The organism is Allobosea sp. (assembly GCF_017308075.1).
Lineage (GTDB): Bacteria > Pseudomonadota > Alphaproteobacteria > Rhizobiales > Beijerinckiaceae > Allobosea.
Genome location: NZ_JAFKFX010000028.1, coordinates 99475 through 121231 on the forward strand (window position 1 = coordinate 99475; position 21757 = coordinate 121231).

Consider the following 21757-nt stretch of genomic DNA (forward strand, 5'->3'; position numbering starts at 1 on the left):
CGGATGCTACCAAACGGGCCGTCCCGACCCAGGAGCCCGCTCTTGTCCGCTTCCCGCTCCATCCTGCTGATCATCGGTGGCGGCATCGCCGCCTATAAATGTCTCGAACTGATCCGGCGGCTGAAGGATCGAGGCATCGCCAGCCGCTGCATCCTCACCCGGGCCGGCGAGCAGTTCGTTACGCCGCTCGCGGTCGGCACGCTCGCCGGCGAGCGCTGCTTCACCGACCTGTTCTCGCTGACCGACGAGGCCGATATCGGCCATATCGCGCTGTCGCGCTCGACCGACCTCCTGGTCGTCGCCCCCGCCACGGCCGATCTGATCGCCAAGATGGCGAACGGCCATGCCGACGATCTCGCTTCCACGGCGCTGCTCGCCACGGATAAGCGCATCCTGATCGCCCCGGCGATGAATCCGCGGATGTGGCAGCATCCGGCGACGCGTCGCAACATGGCGCAGCTGCAGAAGGACGGCGTCCTCGTCGTCGGCCCGAACTCCGGTGCCATGGCCGAGCGCGGCGAGAGCGGGCCGGGCCGGATGGCCGAGCCGCAGGAGCTCCTGGCGGCGATCGAGCTGGCGTTGGCCGGCGAGCAGCGCAAGCCGGCCTCGATCGGCTTCCTCGGCCGATTGCCGGGTCAAGTCGCGGCAGGTGGTCAGGTGCTCGCCGGCAAGCGCGTGCTGGTCACCTCCGGGCCGACCCATGAGCCGATCGATCCGGTGCGCTATATCGCCAACCGCTCCTCGGGCAAGCAGGGGCACGCGATTGCTGCTGCCGCGGCGGCGGCCGGCGCCGATGTCACGCTGATTTCCGGTCCTGTCGGCATTCCCGATCCCGCCGGCGTCACCACCATCCATGTCGAGAGTGCCCGCGACATGCTCGACGCCACCGAGCAGGCGCTGCCGGCCGACATCGCGGTCTTCGCGGCCGCCGTCGCCGATTGGCGCGTCGCCGGTGCGGCTGGCCAGAAGATGAAGAAGGGCGAGCACGGCACGCCGAGTCTCACCCTCGTCGAGAATCCGGACATCCTCGCGACCATCGCCGCCCGCGAGATCGATCGCCCGCAGCTGGTCGTCGGCTTTGCCGCCGAGACGCAGAACGTCATCGAATATGCCCGCGCCAAGCTGGCGAAGAAGGGCTGCGACCTGATCGTCGCCAATGATGTCGGCGGAACCGGGGTCATGGGTGGTGAAGACAACACCGTGCATCTCGTCACGGCCGATGCCGTCGAGACCTGGCCGACCCTGCCCAAGGCCGAGGTCGCGGCGCGACTCGTCACCCATCTCGCCTCCCTGCTTGCCGAGAAGGGCTGAGCGATGATGGAGTCTGTTCGCATCAAGCGCCTGCCGCATGCGCAGGATCTGCCTCTGCCTGCCTATGAGACGGCGGGGGCCGCCGGGCTCGATCTGCGGGCGGCCCTGCCGGAGCGCGATCTCGAATTGGTACCGGGCGCGCGCGGCGTCGTGCCGACCGGGCTCGTCCTGGCACTGCCGCCGGGCAGCGAAGGGCAGGTCAGGCCGCGTTCTGGGCTGGCGCTGCGCCATGGCGTGACCGTGCTCAATGCGCCCGGCACGATCGATGCCGATTACCGCGGCGAGGTCCAGGTCCTGCTCGTCAATCTCGGGCAGCAGCCCTTCACCATCCGCCATGGCGACCGCATCGCCCAACTCGTCGTCGCGCCGGTGGCGCAGGCCAGGCTCGTCGAGGTGCAGTCGCTCGACGACACCGTCCGTGGCGCCGGCGGCTTCGGCTCGACCGGGATCGCCGATCCCGCGGCCGTCACTGCCCGCGAGACCCGCTCATGATCCAGCTCTCGCGCCGCAGCCTGCTCGCCATCGCCGCGGTGGTCGACATCGCCCTGCACGCCCGCCCGGCTCCGGTCGCGGCGAAAGCGCTTGCCGCTCGCCACGAGCTGCCGCCGCGTCATCTCGAGACCATGCTGCAGGCGCTGGTCAAGGCCGGCATCCTCAAAGGTGTCCGCGGTCCGCGCGGGGGATATGAGCTGGCCCGCGAGCGCCGCCGCATCACCGCCGGCGCGATCGTACGCGCCGCAATGCAGGCCAATTCGGAGGAGAACCTGCCGCCGCTGCCGCGCTCGCCTTTGGTCGAGAACGTCGTCGGACCGGCCGTCCAGACTGCCCTCGACGCATGCCTGGCGACGCTCGACTCGGTCACCGTGGCCGAGCTCTGCCAGCAGGCGGAAAGCCTCGCGGCCGTGGCCGAAAAGGATGCTGACGCTGATTTTACGATATAGAACGTGAAATCATCTGTTTCTCGACAAATTCTGTAATTTGATGCTAGCCTGTCGTCGAACCGATCGATCACCACTCAGGGAGGCCGCCATGGCCGACGCCGCGCAGAAGCTCACCCCCGCCCAGACTCCCGGCCGTGGCCGGGTCTACGATTCGATCACCGACACGATCGGCGATACGCCGCTGGTGCGCTTGAACCGGCTTCCGGCCGAGCGCGGCGTTAAGGCGACGATCCTCGCCAAGCTCGAATTCTTCAACCCGATCTCCAGCGTCAAGGACCGTATTGGCGTCAGCATGGTCGATGCGCTCGAGGCGTCCGGTGCGCTGAAGCCGGGCGGCACGCTGATCGAGCCGACCTCCGGCAATACCGGCATCGCGCTCGCCTTCGTCGCCGCCGCGCGCGGCTACCGGCTGATCCTGGTCATGCCCGAAACCATGTCGATCGAGCGCCGCAAGATGCTCGCTCTGCTCGGTGCCGAGCTGGTGCTGACGCCCGGCCCCGGCGGCATGCGCGGCGCCATCGCCAAGGCCGAGGAGCTCAAGGCCGAGATCCCCGGCGCGATCATCCCGCAGCAGTTCGAGAACCCGGCCAATCCGGCGATCCATCGCAAGACCACGGCCGAGGAGGTCTGGAACGACACCCATGGCGAGGTCGACATCTTCGTCTCCGGCGTCGGCACGGGCGGCACCATCACCGGCGTCGGCCAGGTGCTGAAGGCGCGCAAGCCCGGCGTGAAGATCGTCGCGGTCGAGCCCGAGGATTCGCCGGTGCTCTCCGGCGGCCAGCCCGGCCCGCACAAGATCCAGGGCATCGGCGCCGGCTTCGTGCCCGGCATCCTCGATCGCGGCGTCATCGACGAGGTCGTCACCGTCGGCAACCAGACCGCCTTCGAGACGGCGCGGGCCCTCGCCAGGAGCGAAGGCATCCCGGCCGGCATCTCCTCGGGCGCGGCGATCGCCGCGGCGCTCGAGATCGGTGCTCGCCCGGAGAATGCAGGCAAGAAGATCGTCGTGATCGTCCCCTCCTTCGCCGAGCGCTATATTTCGAGCGCACTGTTCGAAGGTCTCTGAGGCGCTTCCGAACCAAAGCAGGGCGCCTTCCCGGACAGGGAAGTCGCCCTTTTTCGTCAGTGGCGAAGCGCGATCCGATTGCCCCAGGGGTCGGCGATCTCCGGCGCGCCGCCGGCCTCGTCGCCGCCGGCCACCAGCATGCGCTCGCGCAAGGCGGCATAGGCGGCATCGTCGCGCGCCACGAGCTCGAAACGCGAGAGCCCGGCCTCGTTTGCGCGGCGCGGCCCGGCACCCCGGCTGTGCCAGATATTCGCCGCGATATGGTGGTGGTAGCCGCCGGTCGCCATGAAAGCCGCGCCGGGATAGTGCACCATCACCTCAAAGCCGAGCTTGTCGCGATAGAAGGCCTCCGCGCCCGCGACATCGCCGACGCGCAGATGGATATGCCCCATCACCGTGCCGGCGGGCATGCCGGCATAGTCGCGCCCGTCGGCCTCGCGCAGCAAGGCGTCGAGATCGAGCCGGTCGGTCGCCATCTTGATCTCGCCGCCCGGCTCGCGCGGCCACTCCGCCCGGCTGCGGTCGCGATAGATCTCGATGCCGTTGCCCTCAGGGTCGGAAAGGTAGAGCGCTTCGCTGACCAGATGATCCGAGGCGCCTTCGAGCGGCAGCCGCCGGCTTGCGGCATGGCCGAGCCAGTTGGCGAGATCGGTGCGGGACGGCAGGAGCAGCGCGAGGTGGAACAGGCCGGCAGCGGAGGAGGGCGCCTGCGCGCCGGTTTCGAGCCTGACCAGCGGCACGCCGCCGGCACCGAGCACGCTTTCCTGCGCGCTCTCGCTGATCGTCGAAAGGCCGATCGCGTCGCGATAGAAGGCGGTGAGGCCGGGCAGATCGCGCACGCGTAGGCTGACTGTGCCGATATGGACGGGGCTGTCGAGGGACACGTTGGTGCGGGGTTGGGTGGTTGTGGCGGTGGCCATGGCGGACTCCGGAATGGGTGCGGCCGCGGCCGCTTGCCGCTAAAATGGGGTCTCGGCCGCCTCTTGTCGTCCCCGGCTGCGGCAAATCCGAGATTGCGCGACTGCAATCGCGGCTTGCGCCTGTGGTGTCGGCCGCCGGTGCGCGGCCCGCTCCGGAGCCTTCAGCGGCGGCGCCCGGCGAGCAGTCGCGCCGTCGGCGGGATTGCGGCGCCATGACGGCTCTGCTGCTCTAGTTCCGCATTGAGCTCGGCGCCCGCCAGCACGATCGTCGCCGAGAGCCAGAGCCAGGTCATGAAGACCACCACGGTCGCCAGCGAGCCATAGGTCGCGGTGTAATTGCCGAGCGTGCTGACATACCAGGAGAAGGCGCTCGACGTCGCCGCCCAGAGCAGCGCCGCGACCACGGCGCCGGGCAGCACCCAGGCGAAGCGCGGCGGCTTGCGGTCGGGCCCGACCCAGTAGAGACAGCCGATCGCGACCGTCCCGATCACGAAGAACACGGGCCAGCGGGCGAGGCGCACCAGCGTCTCCAGCTCGTGGCCGAAGGGGAAGAGCGCCGTCACCACCGGTAGGCTGGCGATCGCGGCCAGTGCCAGGATGAGCAGCAGGAGCCCGCTCAGCGTCGTCGCCAGCGAGATCAGGTTGAGCTTCAGGAAGCCCCGCCGCTCGCGTGCGCCATAGATGATGTTGAGTGCGTCGAAGATCGCCTTCACCGCCGCGTTCGCGCTCCAGGCGGCGACCGCGAAGCTGATCAGGAAGGTCAGCGACAGGCTTGCCGCATCGCGGCCCGAAAGCCGCATCGCCTGCTCGCGGATCAGCTCGCGCGCCGCTTCCGGGAAGACGAGCGTCAGATCGTCGAGCTGCGCGGCGATGGTCGCAGGGTCGGTCATTCCGCCATAGATCGTGACCAGCAGCGACAGCGCCGGCACCAGAGAGAGGAGGGTGAAGAAGGCGACCGCACCGGCGAGCGAGAGCAGGCGCGCCTCCTGGATACGGACGATGAAACGGCCGAGCACGTCCCTCCAGCCGCGCCAGGGCAGGGCGACCGGCGAGGCGGCGCCACGGCCGCGGCGCGCCTGTCGCAAGGGATCGCGGACGCGCCGTGTGAACGCGCCGTGGACATAGCCGAGCGCCAGCGCCGCCAGACCGGCAGCGCCGGTGATTCGTTTCAGATATGCCATGCCCCTCTCCGCCGGATCGATGCGGCCCGCCTGCCGGGAACGCCGGGCAATCCCGATCGTTCCAATGCCTGACGCGCGAACAGGCCGCTTAGAGCTTTGTTAACCTTAACGGTTTCTTATCGTGACAGGCTAATGCGCCCCGCCAGGGCGCCAGATGCGGGGCATTCGGCCCCATCTCCTTCCACGACCAGAGAGCCCGATGAAGACGCTCCTCAAAGCCACTGTCGCGACCTTCCTTCTGCTTGGCAGCGGCGCTGCTCTCTCGGCCGATCTGGCGTCGAGCAAGTTCCTGCCGCTCGCGCCGGCCCTGCCGCCGCTCTATAGCTGGACCGGCTTCTATCTCGGTGGCCAGCTCGGCTATTCCTGGGGCTCGGATCGGCAGAGCCTGTACACCACCGCCGGGCGCGCGCCGGTCGGCGTCTCCTTCGATTACAGCCCCTCCGCCTTCATGGGCGGTGTCCATGCCGGCTTCAACTACCAGATGGGCTCGGTCGTCCTCGGCGTCGAGGGCGATATCGAGGGGATCAATGCCCGGGATACGCATGGCGGATTGTTCCGGGTCCAGCAGGACTGGCAGGGCTCCGTGCGCGGCCGCATCGGCTATTCCTTCGACCGCTTCATGATCTATGGCGCCGCGGGCGCGGCCTTCAGCCGTTTCGAATACGGCTATTTCAACCCGGCTGCCGGTCTTGGCGAGAGCGGCAAATTCTCCCGAACCGGCTGGACGGTCGGCGGCGGCGTCAACTTCGCCTGGACCGACAATCTCATCTTCGGGCTGGACTATCGCTATACCGACTATGGCAGCTTCGATTTCGTCGCGCGCAGCGCCTATCTCGGCCTGAGCGCCGAGCATGAGCCGAGCTCGCATGCCGTGCGGGCGAGCGTCGCCTACAAGTTCTGAACCGCCACGCATTCCGGCGATCGACGAGGCCGCGCCAAAGGCGCGGCCTTTTCGTCTGCCGCGCCGCCGCCTGATCGCGCCGGCCTCAGGGCCCGGCGCTTCGGCCGCGCTGCGCCAGCAGCCAGGACCGGACCATCGCGGTCGGCTCCGGATGGCGCGGCTTGCGCGCCGAGACGACATGAAAGTCGAGGCTGCCGCGCATCGTTGCGGGGAAGGCCTGGATCAGCCGGCCGGCGGCAAGGTCGGGCTCGACGAGGAAGCGGCTGGCGAGCGCTAGGCCCTGGCCGGCGAGGGCGGCATCGAGCGCCAGCGCTGTCTGGTTGAAGCGCATGCTCCGCATGCCCGGCGGCATCGACCGAGCCAAAGCGCGCTCGATGAATTCCGGCCAGAGGTCATGCCCGTCATGCAGCAGAACCAGCTGCGCCAGCTCGGCATCGTCGAGGGCAGCGGTGGCGGCGGCTCGGAGCTTGGGACTGCAGACCGCAACGATATCCTGGGGGAACAGCAGATCGGTCACCAGCCCGGCTCCGAAGGGCGGCCGGCCCTGCCGCACCGCGATGTCGACCCCGTCGGACTGGAAATTGGCCAGGCTGTCGCTGGCGAGGATGCGCAGGTCGAGCTGTGGATGGGCGGCGGTGAAGGCCGGCAGGCGCGGGATCAGCCATTTCGAGGCGAAGCTCGGCGTCACGCTGATCGTCAGCCGCAGCGGCTGCGGGCGCAAGGCTGTGGTCGCCTCGGCGATCACAGCGAAGGCGCGGGCAAGCTGCGCGGCATAGCCCCGGCCGGCGCTGGTCAGGGCGAGCCCGCCAGGCAGCCGCTCGAACAATTGCATGGCGAGATCCCGCTCGAGGCCGCGGACCTGCTGCGCGACGGCGCCTTGCGTCACGCCGAGCTCCTCGGCGGCGAGCCGGAAGTTGAGGTGGCGCGCGGCGGCCTCGAAGGCGCGCAGGGCATTGAGCGAGGGCAGGCGGCGTGAAGGTTCCATCAGCCAGTAGATTTTCTACAGATCGAGCGGCGGCGAACTAACTGGCCAAGACTTGTGCCCGCTGCCAAGAACAGCTGTGCATGGCGCCAGCTTCGTGCATGGGGCCGTTTGTAAAACGAATGGTGGACGCGATGGCAGCAGAAAAAGTAGCGATCGTCACGGCGGGCGGCAGCGGCATGGGAGCCGCCGCGGCGCGCCGCTTGGCGCAGGACGGTTTCAAGGTCGCGATCCTGTCCTCCTCGGGCAAGGGCGAGAAACTGGCGGCCGATCTCGGCGGCCTCGGCATTACCGGTTCGAACCAGTCAAACGATGACCTCCAGCGTCTCGTCGACGCGACCATGGCGCGCTGGGGCCGGATCGACGCATTGGTCAACAGCGCCGGACACGGCCCGCGCGCGCCGATCACCGAGATCACCGACGAGCAATGGCATGCCGGGCTCGACGTCTATCTGATGAACGTCATCCGCTCGACCCGCCTCGTCGCCCCGGTGATGACGGCACAGAAATCCGGCGCGATCGTCAACATCTCGACGGCCTGGGCCTTCGAGCCGGCGGCGACCTTCCCGACCTCGGCGGTGTTCCGCGCCGGGCTCGCCGCCTACACCAAGCTCTTCGCCGACCAGTACGCCGAGCACAATGTCCGGATGAACAACGTCCTGCCAGGCTGGATCGATTCGCTGCCGCAGACCGAGGAGCGCCGCGCCGGCGTGCCGATGCAGCGCTATGGCACCAGCGACGAGATCGCCGCGACGGTCGCCTTCCTCGTCTCGGAGGGCGCCGGCTATATCACCGGCCAGAATCTGCGCGTCGATGGCGGGCTAATGCGCTCGGTCTGAGCGGCGGTCCGGTCTGGGAATGGTCCTGGCGTCATGGTCGGCCTTGAGCCGACCATCTCGGCCCGGATGGGGCTCCGGCCAGCGGCTTCTGCCATGAGATTCTCGGCTCTACGCTTCGCTCCGGCCGAGAATGGCGCTCGCCGGCCGGTCAGAAGCCCGTGCGCTGGCGGATCGCTGCCGCCAGCGTGCCGTCGTCGAGATAGTCGAGTTCGCCACCGACCGGCACGCCATGGGCGAGCTTGGTTACCTTGACGTCGAGATGCGCGAGGAGGTCGGTGATGAAATGCGCCGTGGTCTGGCCCTCGACCGTGGCGTTGAGCGCCAGGATGACCTCCTTGACCATGGGTTCCGAGGCTCGGGCGACGAGCGCATCGAGCGAGAGGTTTTCGGGCCTGATGCCATCGAGGGCCGAGAGCACGCCGCCGAGGACGTGGTAGCGGCCTGAGACCGCGCCTGAACGCTCCAGGGCCCAGAGATCGGCGATGTCGGCGACGACGACGATGAGACTGTCGTCGCGGCGCGGATCGCGGCAGAGCCCGCACGGGTCGCTGGTGTCGACATTGCCGCAACTGGTGCAGACGACGATCCGCTCGCGCGCCACCGTCATGGCTTCGGCCAGAGGGCCGAGCAATTGCTCGCGCTTCTTGACGAGATGCAGCGCCGCGCGCCTGGCCGAGCGCGGCCCCAGGCCCGGCAACTTGGCCAGGAGCTGGATCAGGCGCTCGATTTCGGGGCCGGCAATGGTGCGGGACATAGCGAGCCTAAAGAGGGAATGGCGCCGTCATTCCGGACAAGCCGCGCAAGCGGCGCTGATCCGGAATCCATCGAGGGGCGCTGCGCTCTACGATGGATTCCGGGACTTCGCTGCGCTCGCCCGGAATGACGGTGCGCGAGCCGGACTCAGAACAGCTTCATGCCCGGCGGGATCGGCAGGCCGCGCGTCACCTCGGCCATCCGGTCGGCGACGGCGCGCTCGGCCTTGTTGCGGGCGTCGTTGCAGGCGGAGATCACGAGGTCCTCGAGGATCTCCTGCTCGCCGGCGACCATCAGGCTCGGATCGATCTTCACCGATTTCAGCACGTTCTTGGCGGTCATCACGACGGTGACCAGACCGCCGCCGGCCGAGCCCTCGAATTCGAGCGTGTCGAGCTGGGCCTGCATCTCGGCCATCTTCTTCTGCATGTCCTGCGCCTGCTTCATCAGGCCCATCATGTCGCGCATCGCCGCGCTCCCTTTCGCTCAGTTGTCCGTCCAGAATTCGACACCCTCGAAATCCGGCTCGCTGTCGTCGAACAGCGGCTCGGCTTCGGGCAGATAGTCGTCGCCGGCCGTCGCGCTCGGTGCCTGTTCGGCCTCGGCGGCGCGCGGATCACGGACATCGACGATGCGGGCGCCCGGGAAATGCTCTAGGACGGCGCGCACCACCGGATGATTCGCGGCGTCGCTCTCGCGCTTGTCGCGGGCCGCCTCGGCCTGCTCGCGCAGGGTCGGCGCGCCTTCGGTATTGGCGAGCGCGACGAGCCAGGTCTGGCCGGTCCAGTCCTTCAGGCGCTTCGACAGGTCGGTGGCGAAATGGCGGTTGCTCGCATTGGCCAGCGCGAATTCGATGCGGCCGGGCTCGAACTTGACCAGCCTGACATCGCGCTCCAGCGCCAGCTTCATGGTGATGTCGCGCTGGCGCGAGGCGAGCGCGACGAGGTCTTCCAGGCTCTGGGGCTGCGGCAGGCCGTTGGCCATGGCGCGGGGCGCCGCAGCGACGGCAGGAGCCGGATTGGCGGCGGCGAGCACCGGCCTCGCCGCCAGCGCCGTCGCGCCGCCGCCCGATGGCGGGCGCGGGGCAGGCGAACCATTGCCCGAGACGCTGCCGCTGCCGTCGCGCAGCATGCGCAGCGCCTCGTCCGGCGTCGGCAGGTCGGCGGCATGGGCGAGGCGCACCAGCGCCATCTCGGCCGCCATCACCGGCCGGTCGGCCTGGCGCACCTCGGCGATCGCCTTGAGCAGCATCTGCCAGGCACGGGCCAGCACCCGGATCGAGAGGCGCTCGGCGAAATCGGCGCCGCGCGTCCGCTCGGCCTGGCTCAGACTGTTGTCCTTGACCGCATCCGGTACGAGCTTGAGGCGCGTCACCAGATGGCTGAACTCGGCGAGGTCGGAGAGCACTACGGCCGGGTCGGCGCCGGCATCGTATTGTGCCCGCAATTCCCCGAGGGCTGCCGCAATGTCGCCCTTCATCACCTGCTCGAACAGGTCGATCACCCGCGCCCGGTCGGACAGGCCAAGCATGGTGCGGACTTCTTCGAGCGTGATCTTGCCGCCGGCATGGGCGATGGCCTGGTCGAGGATCGACAGCGAATCGCGCACCGAGCCTTCGGCTGCGCGCGAGATGGCGGCGAGCGCCTCGTCCTCGGCCTCGATGCCTTCCGCCTTGCAGATGCCGGCGAGGTGCCCGACCAGGACGCCGGCATCGACGCGGCGCAGGTCGAAGCGCTGGCAGCGCGACAGCACCGTCACCGGGACCTTGCGGATCTCCGTGGTGGCGAAGATGAACTTGGCGTGCGGCGGTGGCTCCTCCAGCGTCTTCAGGAAGGCGTTGAAGGCGCCCCCCGAGAGCATGTGGACCTCGTCGATGATGTAGACCTTGTAGCGCGCGCTGGTTGGCGCGTAGCGCACGGCGTCGTTGATCTGGCGGACATTGTCGACGCCGTTGTTCGAGGCGGCGTCGATCTCCATCACGTCGATATGCCGGCCCTCGACGATCGCCTGGCAATGCACGCCGAAACGCGAGAGGTCGGTGGTCGGCGCGCCCGTGCCGTCGGCATTCTGGTAGTTCAGGGCGCGCGCCAGGATGCGGGCGGTGGTCGTCTTGCCGACGCCGCGCACGCCGGTCAGCATCCAGGCCTGCGGGATGCGCCCCGCCGCGAAGGCGTTGGTCAGCGTCCGGACCATGGCGTCCTGGCCGATCAGGTCGCCGAAATGCGCAGGGCGATATTTCCGGGCAAGGACACGATAGCCGGCCGGCTGGTTCGCCGCCGGGGCGGGCGCGGGGGCAAGGCCGGGGAAGCCCGGCTCGTCGGCGGGGACGGTCGCGTCGGTCATGCCATTGCTTTCGCCGTTCGCGGCGCGGCGGTCAACGCCGCCATGCATCCGGACGGTCCGGCCGTGACAGGGGCGACATCGCGGATGCATCGCCGCGCGGGGCGGCAGGTGGGAGGCTGGACGAAGACCCGTTCGGTCTCGTTACGGCTGCTTCCTTCCGGACCTGACCGGGTTGGCGAGTGAGACGTCCCTCGCCAACCTCCCGCCGGCTATATCGGTGAAGAGAGGCGCGAGCGCAAGTCGCCTGTGCAAAGACGTCGCCTGTGAAAACCCGCCTGCGCTGCTGCGACACAGGCGTTTCGGCATTGACTTGGGTCATGCCTTCCGCCATAAGCCCGCGACCTGTGCAGCCCAAGCGGCGGCGCGGAACCTTTTGCATGACAGGCTTGGCTGGCCTTGGCTTTCTCTTCGAGAGCTGCGGTCGCTGCGCCGAGACAAGGCCCCGGAGACGGACCGTGAAGAGAACCTATCAACCCAGCAAGCTGGTTCGCAAGCGTCGCCACGGCTATCGTGCCCGCATGGCGACCAAGGGTGGCCGCAAGGTCATCGCTGCCCGTCGCGCCCACGGCCGCAAGCGCCTGTCGGCCTGATGAGGTGGGGCGCGCGCTCCCGGCGCGCCGGTTTCGTGAAGACTGGCCAAACGCCATGCGCATCGCCCGTCTGACGCAACGCAGGGACTTTCTCGCGGCGGCCGAGCATGGCCGCCGTTTTCGTTCGCCTGCCTTCACCGTGCAGGTCAACGATCAGCGGCGCGACGCCGCCGAATCCGGGCTCAGACTCGGCCTTACCGCCTCCCGCAAGGTCGGCGGCGCGGTCGAGCGCAATCGTATCCGCCGGCGCCTGCGCGCCGCTGCCAAGCTCGCGCTGGCCGGGCAACTCGAGCGCCCCTGCGACGTCGTGGTCGTCGCCCGTCCCGAAACGATCGCCGCCGGTTTCAGCGCCATGGTCGCCGACCTCTCGGTCGCGCTCGACCGCGCCCGCCCCGGCGGCAACCGTCGCGGCCCGCCTTCCGGCAAACGCCCCCTTCCCGAGAAGCCCGCCAGGGCCGACAGCGAGACCCGTTTTCGACCATGAAGATGAAAGAAGAAAACCGTAATCTGCTCCTGGCGATCACGCTCTCCGTGGTCGTGCTGCTCGGCTGGCAGTTCTTCTTCGCCGTGCCGCAGATGGAGAAGCAGAAGCAGGTCGCGCAGCAGAACCAGCAGACGCACAGCCAGCAGCCCCCGGCTCCGGGAAGCGTGCCGACGCCGGGCGCTGCCCCGGCCCCTGGCGCCGCTCCGGCGCAGCCTGCCGCCGCCGCAGCGCTCGCGACCCGCGAGGCCGCGCTTGCCGCCGGCCCGCGCATCCGAATCGAGACGCCGAAGATCGCCGGCTCGCTCTCGCTGACCGGCGCGCGCATCGACGACGTTTCGCTCAAGGCCTATCACGAGACGGTCGACCCGAAGAGCCCGATCATCGTGCTGCTCTCGCCGGCCGGCGGCCCGAACGCCTATTATTCCGATTTCGGCTGGGTCGCGGGGCCTGGCGTCAATGTTCCCCTGCCGAACGCCAGCACGGTCTGGAGCGCCGACAGCCAGGTCCTGACCCCGGCGAAGCCGGTGACGCTGACCTGGGACAACGGCCAGGGCCTGCTGTTCCGCCGCATCATCTCGGTCGACGACAACGCCTTGTTCTCGATTCGCGACGAGGTCGACAACAAGGGCACGAGCGCCATCTCGCTCTACCCCTATGGTCAGGTCGTCCGCGTCGGAAAACCGACGACGTTGGGCTACTACGTCCTGCACGAGGGCATGATCGGCGCCCTCGGCGAGCAGGGGCTGCAGGAATACACCTACGACGCCATCGACAAGGAGCCGGCTCTCGGCGCGGCGACGCATGGCAAGGCCTGGAAGGATGCCGTCGGCGGCTTTGTCGGTATCACCGACAAGTACTGGGCGGCGGCAGCCATCCCCGACCAGACCAAGAAGTACGAGGGCCGCTACTCGTCGGTGCAGACCGGTCCGGTGCGGACCTATCAGGCCGACTTCCTCGGCGAGGCGGTCACCGTCGCGCCGGGTGCTTCGGCGACCGTCTCCTCGCGCCTGTTCGCCGGCGCCAAGGAGGTCGCGGCGATCGACGGCTACGAGAAGAACCAGGGCATCAAGCGCTTCGAGCTGATGATCGATTGGGGATGGTTCTACTTCATCACCAAGCCGATGTTCTACCTGATGGACTGGGTCTACAAGCATGTCGGCAATTTCGGCATCGCCATCCTGGTCGTCACCGTCCTGCTGAAGCTGCTGTTCTTCCCGCTCGCCAACAAATCTTACGCCTCGATGGCGAAGATGAAGGCGGTGCAGCCGGAAATGATGGCGATCCGCGAGCGCTATGCTGACGACAAGATGAAGCAGCAGCAGGCGCTGATGGAGCTGTACAAGACCAACAAGATCAACCCGCTCGCCGGCTGCTGGCCGGTGCTGGTCCAGATCCCGGTCTTCTTCGCGCTCTACAAGATCCTGTTCATCACCATCGAGATGCGGCACGCGCCGTTCTATGGCTGGATCAAGGACCTTGCGGCGCCGGATCCGACCAATCTCTTCAACCTGTTCGGCCTGCTGCCGTTCACGCCGCCCGCCATGCTGCATCTCGGCATCTGGCCGATCCTGATGGGCGTGACGATGTTCGTGCAGATGAAGATGAACCCGGAGCCGCCGGATCCGGTCCAGAAGATGATGTTCACCTGGATGCCGGTGTTCTTCACCTTCCTGCTCGGCTCGTTCCCGGCCGGCCTGGTGATCTACTGGACCTGGAACAACCTTCTTTCGATCCTCCAGCAGGGCTTCATCATGCGCAAGCACGGCGTCAAGATCGAGCTCTGGGACAATCTCAAGGGCATGTTCGGCAAGAAGCCGGCCCCTGCTGCTGCGGCGGGCGTGCCCAAGCCGGCGAACAGCAACAAGAAGTGAGGATGGCGGGGGCGCCTCGCCCCCGGTTTCCGACGATCTCATCCCGGGCGGCGCGAGCCGACCCGGGATGTCTGCTTTGAGAGCCCCGCAGGATCGCAGGGCAAAGGCCCGGTCGGCATTTCACCCGCGACCGGGCCGACGGCGAGGAGACCGGCATGCCCCTTCCCGATCCGAAAACCCGGCATCCGATTCCCGGCTGGAAGGGCACGGCCTTCCTCAAGGCGATCGTCGACCACCCGTTCGTCGAGGTTGGCGACTACAGCTATTACGACGACTCGCGCGGGCCCGAGCATTTCCTCGCCCGCTGCGTGCGCTATCATTTCGACTTCATCGGCGACCGGCTGATCATCGGCAAATTCGTCGCCATCGCCCAGGCGGCGCAGTTCATCATGAACGGCGCCAACCATCCGATGGGCGGCTTCTCGACCTTTCCCTTCCAGATGTTCGGCTTCGAGGGCGCGCCTCCCGTAACGCCGGACGGTCCTGGCCATCGCGGCGATACCGTGATCGGCAACGATGTCTGGATCGGCCGCGAGGCGGTGATCATGCCCGGCGTCGCCATCGGCGACGGCGCCATCATCGGGACGCGGGCGCAGGTCTCGCGCGACGTGCCGCCCTATGCGGTGGTGGTCGGCAATCCCGGCAAGGTGGTGAAGCTGCGCTTCCCGCCGGAGGTGGTCGAAGCGCTGCTGGAAATTCGCTGGTGGGACTGGGATGCGGAAAAGATCGCCCGCAACCTGCCCTTGATCGCCGGCGCCGACATCGACGCGCTGCGCCGGGCGGTGTAGGCAAGGCAGATGACCGCAAGCACGACCACACCTTACGACGCCGACGAGATCGAGGCTGCCCGCAAGCTCTTCGAAGGGCCCTGGGATTTCGTCTGGGCCTCGACCAAGATCGACGACCTGCCGCCCATGGTCGGCCAGGAGATCGCCTTTGCCGGGCGCTCCAATGTCGGCAAGTCGAGCCTGATCAACGCGCTGACGCGGCGCAATGCGCTCGCTCGCACCTCGCATACGCCGGGCCGCACCCAGCAGCTCAACTTCTTTCGTCAGGTCGGCCATGAGGAGCGCCTGACCATCGTCGACATGCCGGGCTATGGCTATGCCGCCGTCGGCAAGGAGAAGGTCGCGGCCTGGACCCGGCTGATCCACGACTATCTGCGCGGGCGCTCCAACCTGATGCGCGTCTATGTGCTGATCGACGCCCGCCACGGGCTGAAGGATGTCGACGGCGCGGTGCTCGAGACGCTCGACAAGGCGGCGGTCAGCTACCAGATCGTCCTCACCAAGGGCGACGCCATCAAGCAGGCCGACCAGACCTTCATGGCCGAGGCGACCTTCGACGAGATCAAGCGCCGCCCGGCGGCCTATCCCGAGGTGCTGGTGACCTCGAGCGAAAAGGGCCTCGGCATTCCCGAACTGCGGGCCGCGATCGCACGCGTGCTGGCCGAGCGCAGCTAGTCTCCGGTGCGATCCGCGCCGCGTCACCGCGTTGCGGCCCGCCGGCTTGACGGCGCCTCGGCGGCATCGTCTTTCCTGCCCGCTGCAGCCTGGCGTCGGCCCCGGCGCGCTGCCGGAGGCTCGTCATGATCACCGCGACCAAGATCCATCTGACCATCGCCATGCTGATGGGGCTCTTCGGCGTCACCCTGCTCGCCGCCGCGACCCATTCGGGAGCGGCCGACACCTTGCAGATCGCCGGCCAGATGCTGCTCTTTCACGCCTCGGCGGTGATAGGAGCCTGCGTCGCGCGTCGTGCCGGCCTGCTCGCCGATATCGGCGCGCGTCTGGCGATCTCGTTGCTGATCCTCGGCGTCGCGCTGTTCGCGGCCGATCTCGCCAGACGCGGCTTCCAGAGCGAGCGCCTGTTCATGGGCGCCGCCCCGGCCGGTGGCTTCATGATGCTCGGTGGCTGGCTCGGCCTCGCCGGCTCGGCCTTGTTCGCAAGGCGGGTCTGAGCCGCGTCGCGGCGCTTCCGCGGCACGGCACTTTCAGCTAGAAGGCGGCCCGGCGCGGATCCGGCGCGCCGTCGCGGAGCCTGCATGATGATCAACCCTGCCGCCCATCTGACGCCATCGCAAGCGGCCGAGCTCCTCGTCCAGGCGCTGCCGCATATGCAGCGCTACGACCAGGAGGTGATCGTGATCAAATATGGCGGCAACGCCATGGGTGACGCCGCCACCGCCGAGGATTTCGCCGAGGACGTGGTCCTGCTCGAGCAATCCGGGCTGAAGCCGGTGGTCTGCCATGGCGGCGGCCCGCAGATCGCCCGCATGCTCGACAAGCTCGGCCTGAAATCCGAGTTCAAGCAGGGCCTGCGCGTCACCGATGCGGCGACCGTCGACGTCGTCGAGATGGTGCTCGCCGGCTCGGTCAACAAGGAGATCGTCGGCTACATCTCGCGCGAGGGCGGCAAGGCGATCGGGCTTTGCGGCAAGGACGGCAACATGGTGATCGCCAAGAAGGCGACCCGCACCATCGTCGATCCCGATTCGAAGATCGAGCAGATCCTCGATCTCGGTTTCGTCGGCGAGCCCGACACGGTCGACACCACCGTGCTCGACGCGACCCTCAAGGCCGAGCTGATCCCGGTTCTGGCGCCGGTCTGCGCCGCCGCGGACGGCCAGACCTACAATGTCAACGCCGACACCTTCGCCGGCGCGATCGCCGGGGCGCTCAACGCCAAGCGCCTGCTGCTGCTGACCGACGTGCCGGGCGTGCTCGACAAGGACAAGAAGCTGATCCCGGAGCTGACCGTCGAGCAGTGCCGGCGCCTGATCGCCGACGGCACCATCTCCGGCGGCATGATCCCGAAGATCGAGACCTGCATCTACGCTCTGGAAAAGGGCGTCGAGGCCGTCGTCATCCTCGACGGTAAGGTGCCTCATGCCGTGCTGATCGAGCTCTTCACCGACACCGGCTCGGGCACCATCATCAGGAAGTGAGGCCGAACCCGGCCTCATTCCGGGGCGCTGCGCGGCAGCGATGCCGGCTCCCATGAACACCGAAGCTGCCGGCAGGCCCGCCGTGAGGTCAGGGCATCTTCCGAAAGACGCCGATGTTCATGGGGCGGGGCTCTTCGCTGCGCGAAGCGCGGGAATGAGGTAAGGCTCCCCATCGCAAGGACTTTGCAAGAACCTTGCATGTCATGCTGTCACGTCCCACATGACATGATCCAATGAAACAGAACGCTGACATCGCCGCCGCCCTGCCACTCCTGCCCGACATGGACGCTTTCGGCCATGTCGACCATTGGGTCTTCGACCTCGACAACACGCTCTATTCGCATGAGGCGAAGGTCTGGCCGCAGGTCGACGAGCGCATCACGCTCTTCCTGGCAGAGCTGTTCGGCCTCGACGGCATGTCGTCGCGGGCGCTGCAGAAATATTATTACCAGCGCTACGGCACGACGCTGAAGGGGCTGATGGAGGAGCACGGCATCGACCCCGCCGACTTCCTCGACTTCGCCCATGAGATCGACCTGACCCTGCTCGATCCCAATCCAGCGCTCGGGGCTGCGATCGCGGCATTGCCCGGCCGCAAGCTGATCCTGACCAATGGCTCGCGCGGCCATGCCGAGAACGTCGCCGGCAAGCTCGGCATCCTCCATCACTTCGAGGACATTTTCGACATCGTCAATGCCGGCTTCACCCCGAAGCCCGAGCGCGCGACCTACGAGAATTTTCTCGCCAAGCACGGCGTCGATCCCGGCCGGGCGGCGATGTTCGAGGATATCGAGAAGAACCTGATCGTGCCGAGCGCGCTCGGCATGAAGACGGTACTGATCGTGCCGCGCACGCCCGATCCCTTCCGCGAGGCCTGGGAGCAGGCGGCGGTCGAGGCCGGCCATGTGCATTTCGTCACGAACGATCTGACCGGTTTCCTCGGGCCGCTGACGCGGGCGGAGCTCCCTCCGCTTCCTGTTTCGAAATAGCTCTGAGTATCCCGGGCGACCGAAGCGAGACCCGGGATCCATTCTGGAGCCTTTCCGACAGAGCAGCGTGCATGGATCCCGGATCAGCGCCGCTTCGCGGCTTGTCGGGATGGCATTGCAGGGGCTCAGGCGAAGCGCCGCGAGGCGAGATTATGCGAGCGGCGCAGGCCGGACAGGTCGAGCCCGGGAATCTCGCCGTCGATCACCCGCCAGCGCCCGCCGACCAGCACCCGGTCGGCCCGGCTGGCGCCGCACAGCACCAGCGCGGCGATCGGGTCATGCGCGCCGGAGAAACGCAGCTCGTCGAGCTTGTAGAGCGCAAGGTCGCCCTGCAGGCCGGGCGCGATCTTGCCGATATCGTCGCGCCCGAGGCAGCGGGCCGAGCCTTCCGTCGCCCAGCGGATCGTGTCGCGCGCCGTCACCGCGCCGGCGCTCTTGTAATGCAGCCGGTTGACCAAGAGCGCATGGCGCAGCTCCTCCATCAGATTGGAGCCGTCATTGGAGGCCGAGCCGTCGACGCCGAGGCCGAGCGGGGCGCCGGCCGCTTCGAGCTCGCGGGTCTTGCAGAAGCCGGAGGCGAGCACCCCGTTCGAGGTCGGGCAATGGCAGATTCCGACGCCGGCCTTGCCCAGTCGCTCGCATTCCTCGCAGGAGAAATGGATGCCGTGCGCCAGCCAGGTCTTCGGTCGCATCCAGCCGGCGTCCTCGAGCAGGTCGAGCGGGCGCTTGCCATAGACTTCCAGGCAATAGGCGTCCTCGTCCTCGGTCTCGGCGAGATGGGTATGCAGCGGGGCATCGAAGCGGGCGGCGAGCTCGGCGGATTTCGCCATCAGCGACGGCGTCACCGAGAAGGGCGAACAGGGGGCGAGCGCGATCTGGACCATGCTGCCGGGGGCGGGATCGTGGAACAGCTTCAGCACCCGCTCGCTGTCGGAAAGGATCGTCTCCTCGTCCTGCACGACCTCATCCGGGGGCAGGCCGCCATCCTTCTGCGACAGGTTCATCGAGCCGCGCGAGATGGTGACGCGGATGCCGAGCGCGCGGGCTTCCTCGACGGCGATGTCGACCGCGTTCTCGAGCCCTGCCGGGTAAAGGTAGTGGTGGTCGGCCGCGGTGGTGCAGCCAGACAGGAGCAGCTCGACCAGGGCGGCCCGCACCGCGATCCGCAGATCCTCGGGCCGCAGCCGCGCCCAGAGCGGATAGAGCGCCTTCAGCCAGGGAAAGAGCTCGCGGTCGATCGCCGCCGGATGGGCGCGGGTCAGCGTCTGGTAGAAATGATGGTGCGTGTTGACGAGGCCGGGCAGCACGACATGGTCGGAGGCGTCGAAGCTCTCGGTCACCGGCCGCGAGGGGAAGCCGCCGAGCGTGACGAGCTCGACGATGACGCCGTCCTCGATCACCACCCCGCCGCCGGCGTTTTCAGCGAGAATGGCGAGCGGATTTCTGATCCAGAGGCGCATGATGTGTCCGGGTATAAAGGCAGCGATTCAGTCGATCGTCCCGCATAGGTGGGACATTGGTCGAAGGCCAGCCCGGGTCGTCATTTCACGGTGGTTCAATCGTCCCAGAACGGGCCGCTCTTGCAGCGATAGCCGATGAAGCATTGCGGCGTGTCGCGTGCCGGCACCCAGGCCGGATCGGCATATTCGTCGAACTGGCAGAAGCCGCGATGGGCGACGAAGCGGTCATAGGTATAGCCGCCGGTGCCGAGCACGATCGCGCCATTGGCGCGCACGCTCTGCTGGTTGGCGGCGCAACTGCGCGACAGCGTCGACGGCCGTCCCTGGGCCAGGCTTGCACCGGCGAAAGCGAGCGTCAGGACGAGCGACAGGGCGATCCGTTTCATCGGGCTTTTCCGCGTGGCCAGCCTTTCCATCATAACACGTCTGGCCGGCCGGCGTTCCCTCAGCCTTGACGTTGCTGCCTGCATCGGCCATCGCTCCGGGCGCCCTCATGACTGCCGGAGCTGTCTCATGTCGCTGACCGATCTCGCCGCCACCATCGATGCCGCTTGGGAAAACCGGGCCGAGATCGGCATCTCGACCAAGGGCGCCGTGCGCGAGGCCGTCGAGCAGGCGATCGAGATGCTCGATGCCGGCAAAGCCCGCGTCGCCGAGAAGATCGACGGCGAATGGGTCACGCATCAGTGGCTGAAGAAGGCGGTGCTGCTCTCCTTCCGCCTGACCGACAACCAGATCATGGCGAACGGCCCGGGCGAGGGCGTGTTCTGGGACAAGGTGCCGTCGAAGTTCGAGGGCTGGGGCGAGAACCGCTTCCGCGCCGCCGGCTTCCGCGTCGTGCCGCCGGCCGCGGCGCGCAAGGGCTCCTTCATCGCCCCGAACGTCATCCTGATGCCGTCCTTCGTCAATATCGGCGCCTATGTCGATTCCGGCACCATGGTCGACACCTGGGCGACGGTCGGCTCCTGCGCCCAGATCGGCAAGAACGTCCATCTCTCGGGCGGCGTCGGCATCGGCGGCGTGCTCGAGCCGCTGCAGGCCAACCCGACCATCATCGAGGATAACTGCTTCATCGGCGCCCGTTCCGAGGTGGTCGAGGGCGTCGTCGTCGGCGAGGGCGCGGTGCTCGCAATGGGCGTCTTCATCTCGGCCTCGACCAAGATCGTCGACCGCGCTACCGGCCAGGTCCATATCGGCAAGGTGCCGCCCTATTCGGTGGTGGTCTCCGGCTCGCTGCCGGGCAAGCCGATGAATGACGGCACGCCCGGCCCGGCGCTCTACTGCGCGGTGATCGTCAAGACGGTCGACGCCCAGACGCGGGCCAAGACCGGCATCAACGATCTGCTGCGGGACTGATTATCTACGACAAGAAGATGGCGAGAGGCCCGTTCGGCATTGAATGCCGGCGCTCTCGCCGCTTTCGCGCTGATCGCGCCGGCTCGAGCTTCTGTTGCGCCGAGCAATATCGATCACTCCATCATTCCGAGCCCTGCAAAGCGGAGCGCCGGAATGACGGAGTGTGAAGCTGGCCCGAGCGGGCGAGCGCCTCAGGCGGCCGGGGCAGGGTTCGTGGTCGCCTCAGGGCCGGGTCCGGTGGGCAGCGGCTGGGCGGCCGGGGAGGCGGCCAGCGCATCGCGCAAGGCCTGCTCGCGGGTATGGTCTAGCGAGGTCTTCAGCACCAGGCCGCCGGTGCCCTTGATCGCCTCGAGAACCTTGTCGCCGGTCATCTTCTGGATCAGCACGAAAAGCGCCGCATTGCCGGGCTGCAGGCTCCCCGAGAGCTCCTTCATGAAGTTGTCGTTGACGCCGTAATCGGAGAGGGCGCCGCCGAGAGCACCCGAGGCGGCGCCGATCGCCGCGCCGAACACCGGCATCAGGAAGATCGCGCCGATCAGCAGGCCCCAGAAACCGCCCGAAGCGGCGCCGAGCGCTGTGGTGTTGAGCAACTGGTTGAGCTTGATCTTGCCGCCCTCATGCATCACGGCGATGGCGGCATCGCTGATCTGGATCAGGTATTCCTTCTGCAGCCCGAAGAGCTTCTGGCGCATTTCGTCGGCCTTGGCCTCGGTCGGATAGACGATGACGACGAGATCGGACATGGGGAAACTCCTGATGAGACGGGAATAGCAGCCTGACGATAGCTTGTGACGGGCTTGCGGCGGAAGCCATGATTCAG

Annotated in this window: 24 protein-coding genes and 1 other RNA gene; 15 read left to right on the forward strand and 10 right to left on the reverse strand. The window is 67.8% G+C overall.

All coding sequences use genetic code 11. The features are described 5' to 3' along the window. Positions 1–3: 3 nt before the first annotated feature. From J0J10_RS09920 to cysK, 4 genes are all read left to right on the forward strand, one after another. Entirely contained in the window at positions 4–1311 is a 1308-nt protein-coding gene (locus tag J0J10_RS09920) for a phosphopantothenoylcysteine decarboxylase domain-containing protein (RefSeq protein WP_291646321.1), read from the forward strand. Positions 1312–1314: 3 nt separating this feature from the next. Then, entirely contained in the window at positions 1315–1803 is a 489-nt protein-coding gene (gene dut / locus J0J10_RS09925) for a dUTP diphosphatase (protein WP_465247182.1), read from the forward strand. Next, positions 1800–2252 (forward strand): RrF2 family transcriptional regulator, encoded by a 453-nt coding sequence (locus J0J10_RS09930; protein WP_291646322.1) that lies wholly within the window; start codon positions 1800–1802, stop codon positions 2250–2252. Before dut ends, J0J10_RS09930 begins: the two co-directional genes overlap by 4 nt. A gap of 88 nt (positions 2253–2340) precedes the next feature. Then, the gene (gene cysK / locus J0J10_RS09935) at positions 2341–3321 is read left to right on the forward strand and encodes a cysteine synthase A (protein ID WP_291646323.1); all 981 of its coding nucleotides are present in this window, start codon (positions 2341–2343) and stop codon (positions 3319–3321) included. Positions 3322–3377: 56 nt separating this feature from the next. Here the strand turns inward: cysK and J0J10_RS09940 are convergent, their stop codons facing one another. Together J0J10_RS09940 and J0J10_RS09945 are read right to left on the reverse strand one after the other, a co-directional pair. After that, positions 3378–4241, reverse strand: coding sequence for a VOC family protein (locus J0J10_RS09940; protein ID WP_291646324.1), 864 nt, complete (start codon positions 4239–4241; stop codon positions 3378–3380). A 161-nt stretch (positions 4242–4402) separates the two neighbouring features. After that, positions 4403–5422, reverse strand: coding sequence for a YihY/virulence factor BrkB family protein (locus J0J10_RS09945; protein WP_291646325.1), 1020 nt, complete (start codon positions 5420–5422; stop codon positions 4403–4405). A gap of 199 nt (positions 5423–5621) precedes the next feature. Here J0J10_RS09945 and J0J10_RS09950 point away from each other — a divergent pair, with 199 nt between their 5' ends. Beyond that, entirely contained in the window at positions 5622–6323 is a 702-nt protein-coding gene (locus tag J0J10_RS09950) for an outer membrane protein (protein WP_291633598.1), read from the forward strand. Between the two features lie 85 nt (positions 6324–6408). Here the strand turns inward: J0J10_RS09950 and J0J10_RS09955 are convergent, their stop codons facing one another. Then, positions 6409–7311 (reverse strand): LysR substrate-binding domain-containing protein, encoded by a 903-nt coding sequence (locus J0J10_RS09955; RefSeq protein ID WP_465247186.1) that lies wholly within the window; start codon positions 7309–7311, stop codon positions 6409–6411. Between the two features lie 128 nt (positions 7312–7439). Here J0J10_RS09955 and J0J10_RS09960 point away from each other — a divergent pair, with 128 nt between their 5' ends. Beyond that, a complete protein-coding gene (locus tag J0J10_RS09960) occupies positions 7440–8144 on the forward strand; it encodes an SDR family oxidoreductase (protein WP_291646327.1) in 705 nt (234 codons plus the stop codon). A 148-nt stretch (positions 8145–8292) separates the two neighbouring features. Here the strand turns inward: J0J10_RS09960 and recR are convergent, their stop codons facing one another. From recR to ffs, 4 genes are all read right to left on the reverse strand, one after another. After that, positions 8293–8898 carry a recombination mediator RecR gene (gene recR / locus J0J10_RS09965; RefSeq protein ID WP_291646328.1) on the reverse strand — a complete coding sequence of 202 codons (606 nt, stop codon included), beginning with the start codon at positions 8896–8898 and terminating at the stop codon, positions 8293–8295. A gap of 146 nt (positions 8899–9044) precedes the next feature. After that, positions 9045–9365 carry a YbaB/EbfC family nucleoid-associated protein gene (locus J0J10_RS09970; RefSeq protein ID WP_291633604.1) on the reverse strand — a complete coding sequence of 107 codons (321 nt, stop codon included), beginning with the start codon at positions 9363–9365 and terminating at the stop codon, positions 9045–9047. 18 nt (positions 9366–9383) lie between these two features. Next, complete coding sequence (locus J0J10_RS09975; RefSeq protein ID WP_291646329.1) at positions 9384–11240, reverse strand: DNA polymerase III subunit gamma/tau; 1857 nt, start codon at positions 11238–11240, stop codon at positions 9384–9386. A gap of 107 nt (positions 11241–11347) precedes the next feature. Continuing rightward, an RNA gene (ffs, locus tag J0J10_RS09980) (signal recognition particle sRNA small type) lies at positions 11348–11444 on the reverse strand. Between the two features lie 251 nt (positions 11445–11695). On the opposite strand from ffs, the gene rpmH reads away from it, so the two are divergent. The 8 genes from rpmH to J0J10_RS10020 all read left to right on the forward strand — a co-directional run bounded on the left by rpmH (position 11696) and on the right by J0J10_RS10020 (position 18121). Continuing rightward, positions 11696–11830 (forward strand): 50S ribosomal protein L34, encoded by a 135-nt coding sequence (rpmH, locus tag J0J10_RS09985; RefSeq protein ID WP_038364779.1) that lies wholly within the window; start codon positions 11696–11698, stop codon positions 11828–11830. Between the two features lie 55 nt (positions 11831–11885). Then, on the forward strand, positions 11886–12314 hold the full coding sequence (gene rnpA / locus J0J10_RS09990) for a ribonuclease P protein component (protein WP_291646330.1): 429 nt from the start codon (positions 11886–11888) through the stop codon (positions 12312–12314). 2 nt (positions 12315–12316) lie between these two features. Then, positions 12317–14185 (forward strand): membrane protein insertase YidC, encoded by a 1869-nt coding sequence (gene yidC / locus J0J10_RS09995; protein WP_291646455.1) that lies wholly within the window; start codon positions 12317–12319, stop codon positions 14183–14185. Between the two features lie 155 nt (positions 14186–14340). After that, positions 14341–14973: a CatB-related O-acetyltransferase gene (locus tag J0J10_RS10000; protein WP_291646331.1), complete on the forward strand. Its 633-nt coding sequence runs from the start codon at positions 14341–14343 to the stop codon at positions 14971–14973. 9 nt (positions 14974–14982) lie between these two features. Further along, positions 14983–15648: a ribosome biogenesis GTP-binding protein YihA/YsxC gene (gene yihA, locus J0J10_RS10005; protein ID WP_291646332.1), complete on the forward strand. Its 666-nt coding sequence runs from the start codon at positions 14983–14985 to the stop codon at positions 15646–15648. Between the two features lie 125 nt (positions 15649–15773). Further along, complete coding sequence (locus tag J0J10_RS10010) at positions 15774–16145, forward strand: DUF423 domain-containing protein (protein ID WP_291646333.1); 372 nt, start codon at positions 15774–15776, stop codon at positions 16143–16145. 84 nt (positions 16146–16229) lie between these two features. Beyond that, a complete protein-coding gene (gene argB / locus J0J10_RS10015) occupies positions 16230–17132 on the forward strand; it encodes an acetylglutamate kinase (protein WP_291646334.1) in 903 nt (300 codons plus the stop codon). 233 nt (positions 17133–17365) lie between these two features. Then, positions 17366–18121, forward strand: a complete 756-nt coding sequence (locus J0J10_RS10020) for a pyrimidine 5'-nucleotidase (protein WP_465247183.1) — start codon at positions 17366–17368, stop codon at positions 18119–18121. Between the two features lie 125 nt (positions 18122–18246). Here J0J10_RS10020 and J0J10_RS10025 read toward each other — a convergent pair whose 3' ends face one another. Beyond that, positions 18247–19581 carry an 8-oxoguanine deaminase gene (locus J0J10_RS10025; RefSeq protein ID WP_291646335.1) on the reverse strand — a complete coding sequence of 445 codons (1335 nt, stop codon included), beginning with the start codon at positions 19579–19581 and terminating at the stop codon, positions 18247–18249. Between the two features lie 95 nt (positions 19582–19676). Then, positions 19677–19967, reverse strand: a complete 291-nt coding sequence (locus J0J10_RS10030; RefSeq protein ID WP_291646336.1) for a hypothetical protein — start codon at positions 19965–19967, stop codon at positions 19677–19679. Positions 19968–20094: 127 nt separating this feature from the next. On the opposite strand from J0J10_RS10030, the gene dapD reads away from it, so the two are divergent. Then, positions 20095–20937 carry a 2,3,4,5-tetrahydropyridine-2,6-dicarboxylate N-succinyltransferase gene (gene dapD / locus J0J10_RS10035; RefSeq protein WP_291633642.1) on the forward strand — a complete coding sequence of 281 codons (843 nt, stop codon included), beginning with the start codon at positions 20095–20097 and terminating at the stop codon, positions 20935–20937. Between the two features lie 191 nt (positions 20938–21128). Here dapD and J0J10_RS10040 read toward each other — a convergent pair whose 3' ends face one another. Continuing rightward, complete coding sequence (locus J0J10_RS10040) at positions 21129–21680, reverse strand: DUF1269 domain-containing protein (protein ID WP_291646337.1); 552 nt, start codon at positions 21678–21680, stop codon at positions 21129–21131. Positions 21681–21757 lie beyond the last annotated feature (77 nt).

Bases quoted from the DNA above. Each gene is read 5' to 3' on its own strand.
- J0J10_RS09930 (WP_291646322.1), top strand. From the start codon at position 1,800: ATGATCCAGCTCTCGCGCCGCAGCCTGCTCGCCATCGCCGCGGTGGTC.
- cysK (WP_291646323.1), top strand. From the start codon at position 2,341: ATGGCCGACGCCGCGCAGAAGCTCACCCCCGCCCAGACTCCCGGCCGT.
- yihA (WP_291646332.1), top strand. From the start codon at position 14,983: ATGACCGCAAGCACGACCACACCTTACGACGCCGACGAGATCGAGGCT.
- yidC (WP_291646455.1), top strand. From the start codon at position 12,317: ATGAAAGAAGAAAACCGTAATCTGCTCCTGGCGATCACGCTCTCCGTG.
- J0J10_RS10025 (WP_291646335.1), bottom strand. From the start codon at position 19,581: ATGCGCCTCTGGATCAGAAATCCGCTCGCCATTCTCGCTGAAAACGCC.
- J0J10_RS10020 (WP_465247183.1), top strand. From the start codon at position 17,366: ATGAAACAGAACGCTGACATCGCCGCCGCCCTGCCACTCCTGCCCGAC.
- J0J10_RS09950 (WP_291633598.1), top strand. From the start codon at position 5,622: ATGAAGACGCTCCTCAAAGCCACTGTCGCGACCTTCCTTCTGCTTGGC.
- recR (WP_291646328.1), bottom strand. From the start codon at position 8,898: ATGTCCCGCACCATTGCCGGCCCCGAAATCGAGCGCCTGATCCAGCTC.
- J0J10_RS09960 (WP_291646327.1), top strand. From the start codon at position 7,440: ATGGCAGCAGAAAAAGTAGCGATCGTCACGGCGGGCGGCAGCGGCATG.
- J0J10_RS09970 (WP_291633604.1), bottom strand. From the start codon at position 9,365: ATGCGCGACATGATGGGCCTGATGAAGCAGGCGCAGGACATGCAGAAG.
- J0J10_RS09940 (WP_291646324.1), bottom strand. From the start codon at position 4,241: ATGGCCACCGCCACAACCACCCAACCCCGCACCAACGTGTCCCTCGAC.
- J0J10_RS10040 (WP_291646337.1), bottom strand. From the start codon at position 21,680: ATGTCCGATCTCGTCGTCATCGTCTATCCGACCGAGGCCAAGGCCGAC.
- J0J10_RS09975 (WP_291646329.1), bottom strand. From the start codon at position 11,240: ATGACCGACGCGACCGTCCCCGCCGACGAGCCGGGCTTCCCCGGCCTT.
- J0J10_RS10000 (WP_291646331.1), top strand. From the start codon at position 14,341: ATGCCCCTTCCCGATCCGAAAACCCGGCATCCGATTCCCGGCTGGAAG.
- rnpA (WP_291646330.1), top strand. From the start codon at position 11,886: ATGCGCATCGCCCGTCTGACGCAACGCAGGGACTTTCTCGCGGCGGCC.
- dut (WP_465247182.1), top strand. From the start codon at position 1,315: ATGATGGAGTCTGTTCGCATCAAGCGCCTGCCGCATGCGCAGGATCTG.
- J0J10_RS10030 (WP_291646336.1), bottom strand. From the start codon at position 19,967: ATGAAACGGATCGCCCTGTCGCTCGTCCTGACGCTCGCTTTCGCCGGT.
- J0J10_RS10010 (WP_291646333.1), top strand. From the start codon at position 15,774: ATGATCACCGCGACCAAGATCCATCTGACCATCGCCATGCTGATGGGG.
- dapD (WP_291633642.1), top strand. From the start codon at position 20,095: ATGTCGCTGACCGATCTCGCCGCCACCATCGATGCCGCTTGGGAAAAC.
- J0J10_RS09920 (WP_291646321.1), top strand. From the start codon at position 4: ATGCTACCAAACGGGCCGTCCCGACCCAGGAGCCCGCTCTTGTCCGCT.
- J0J10_RS09945 (WP_291646325.1), bottom strand. From the start codon at position 5,422: ATGGCATATCTGAAACGAATCACCGGCGCTGCCGGTCTGGCGGCGCTG.
- argB (WP_291646334.1), top strand. From the start codon at position 16,230: ATGATGATCAACCCTGCCGCCCATCTGACGCCATCGCAAGCGGCCGAG.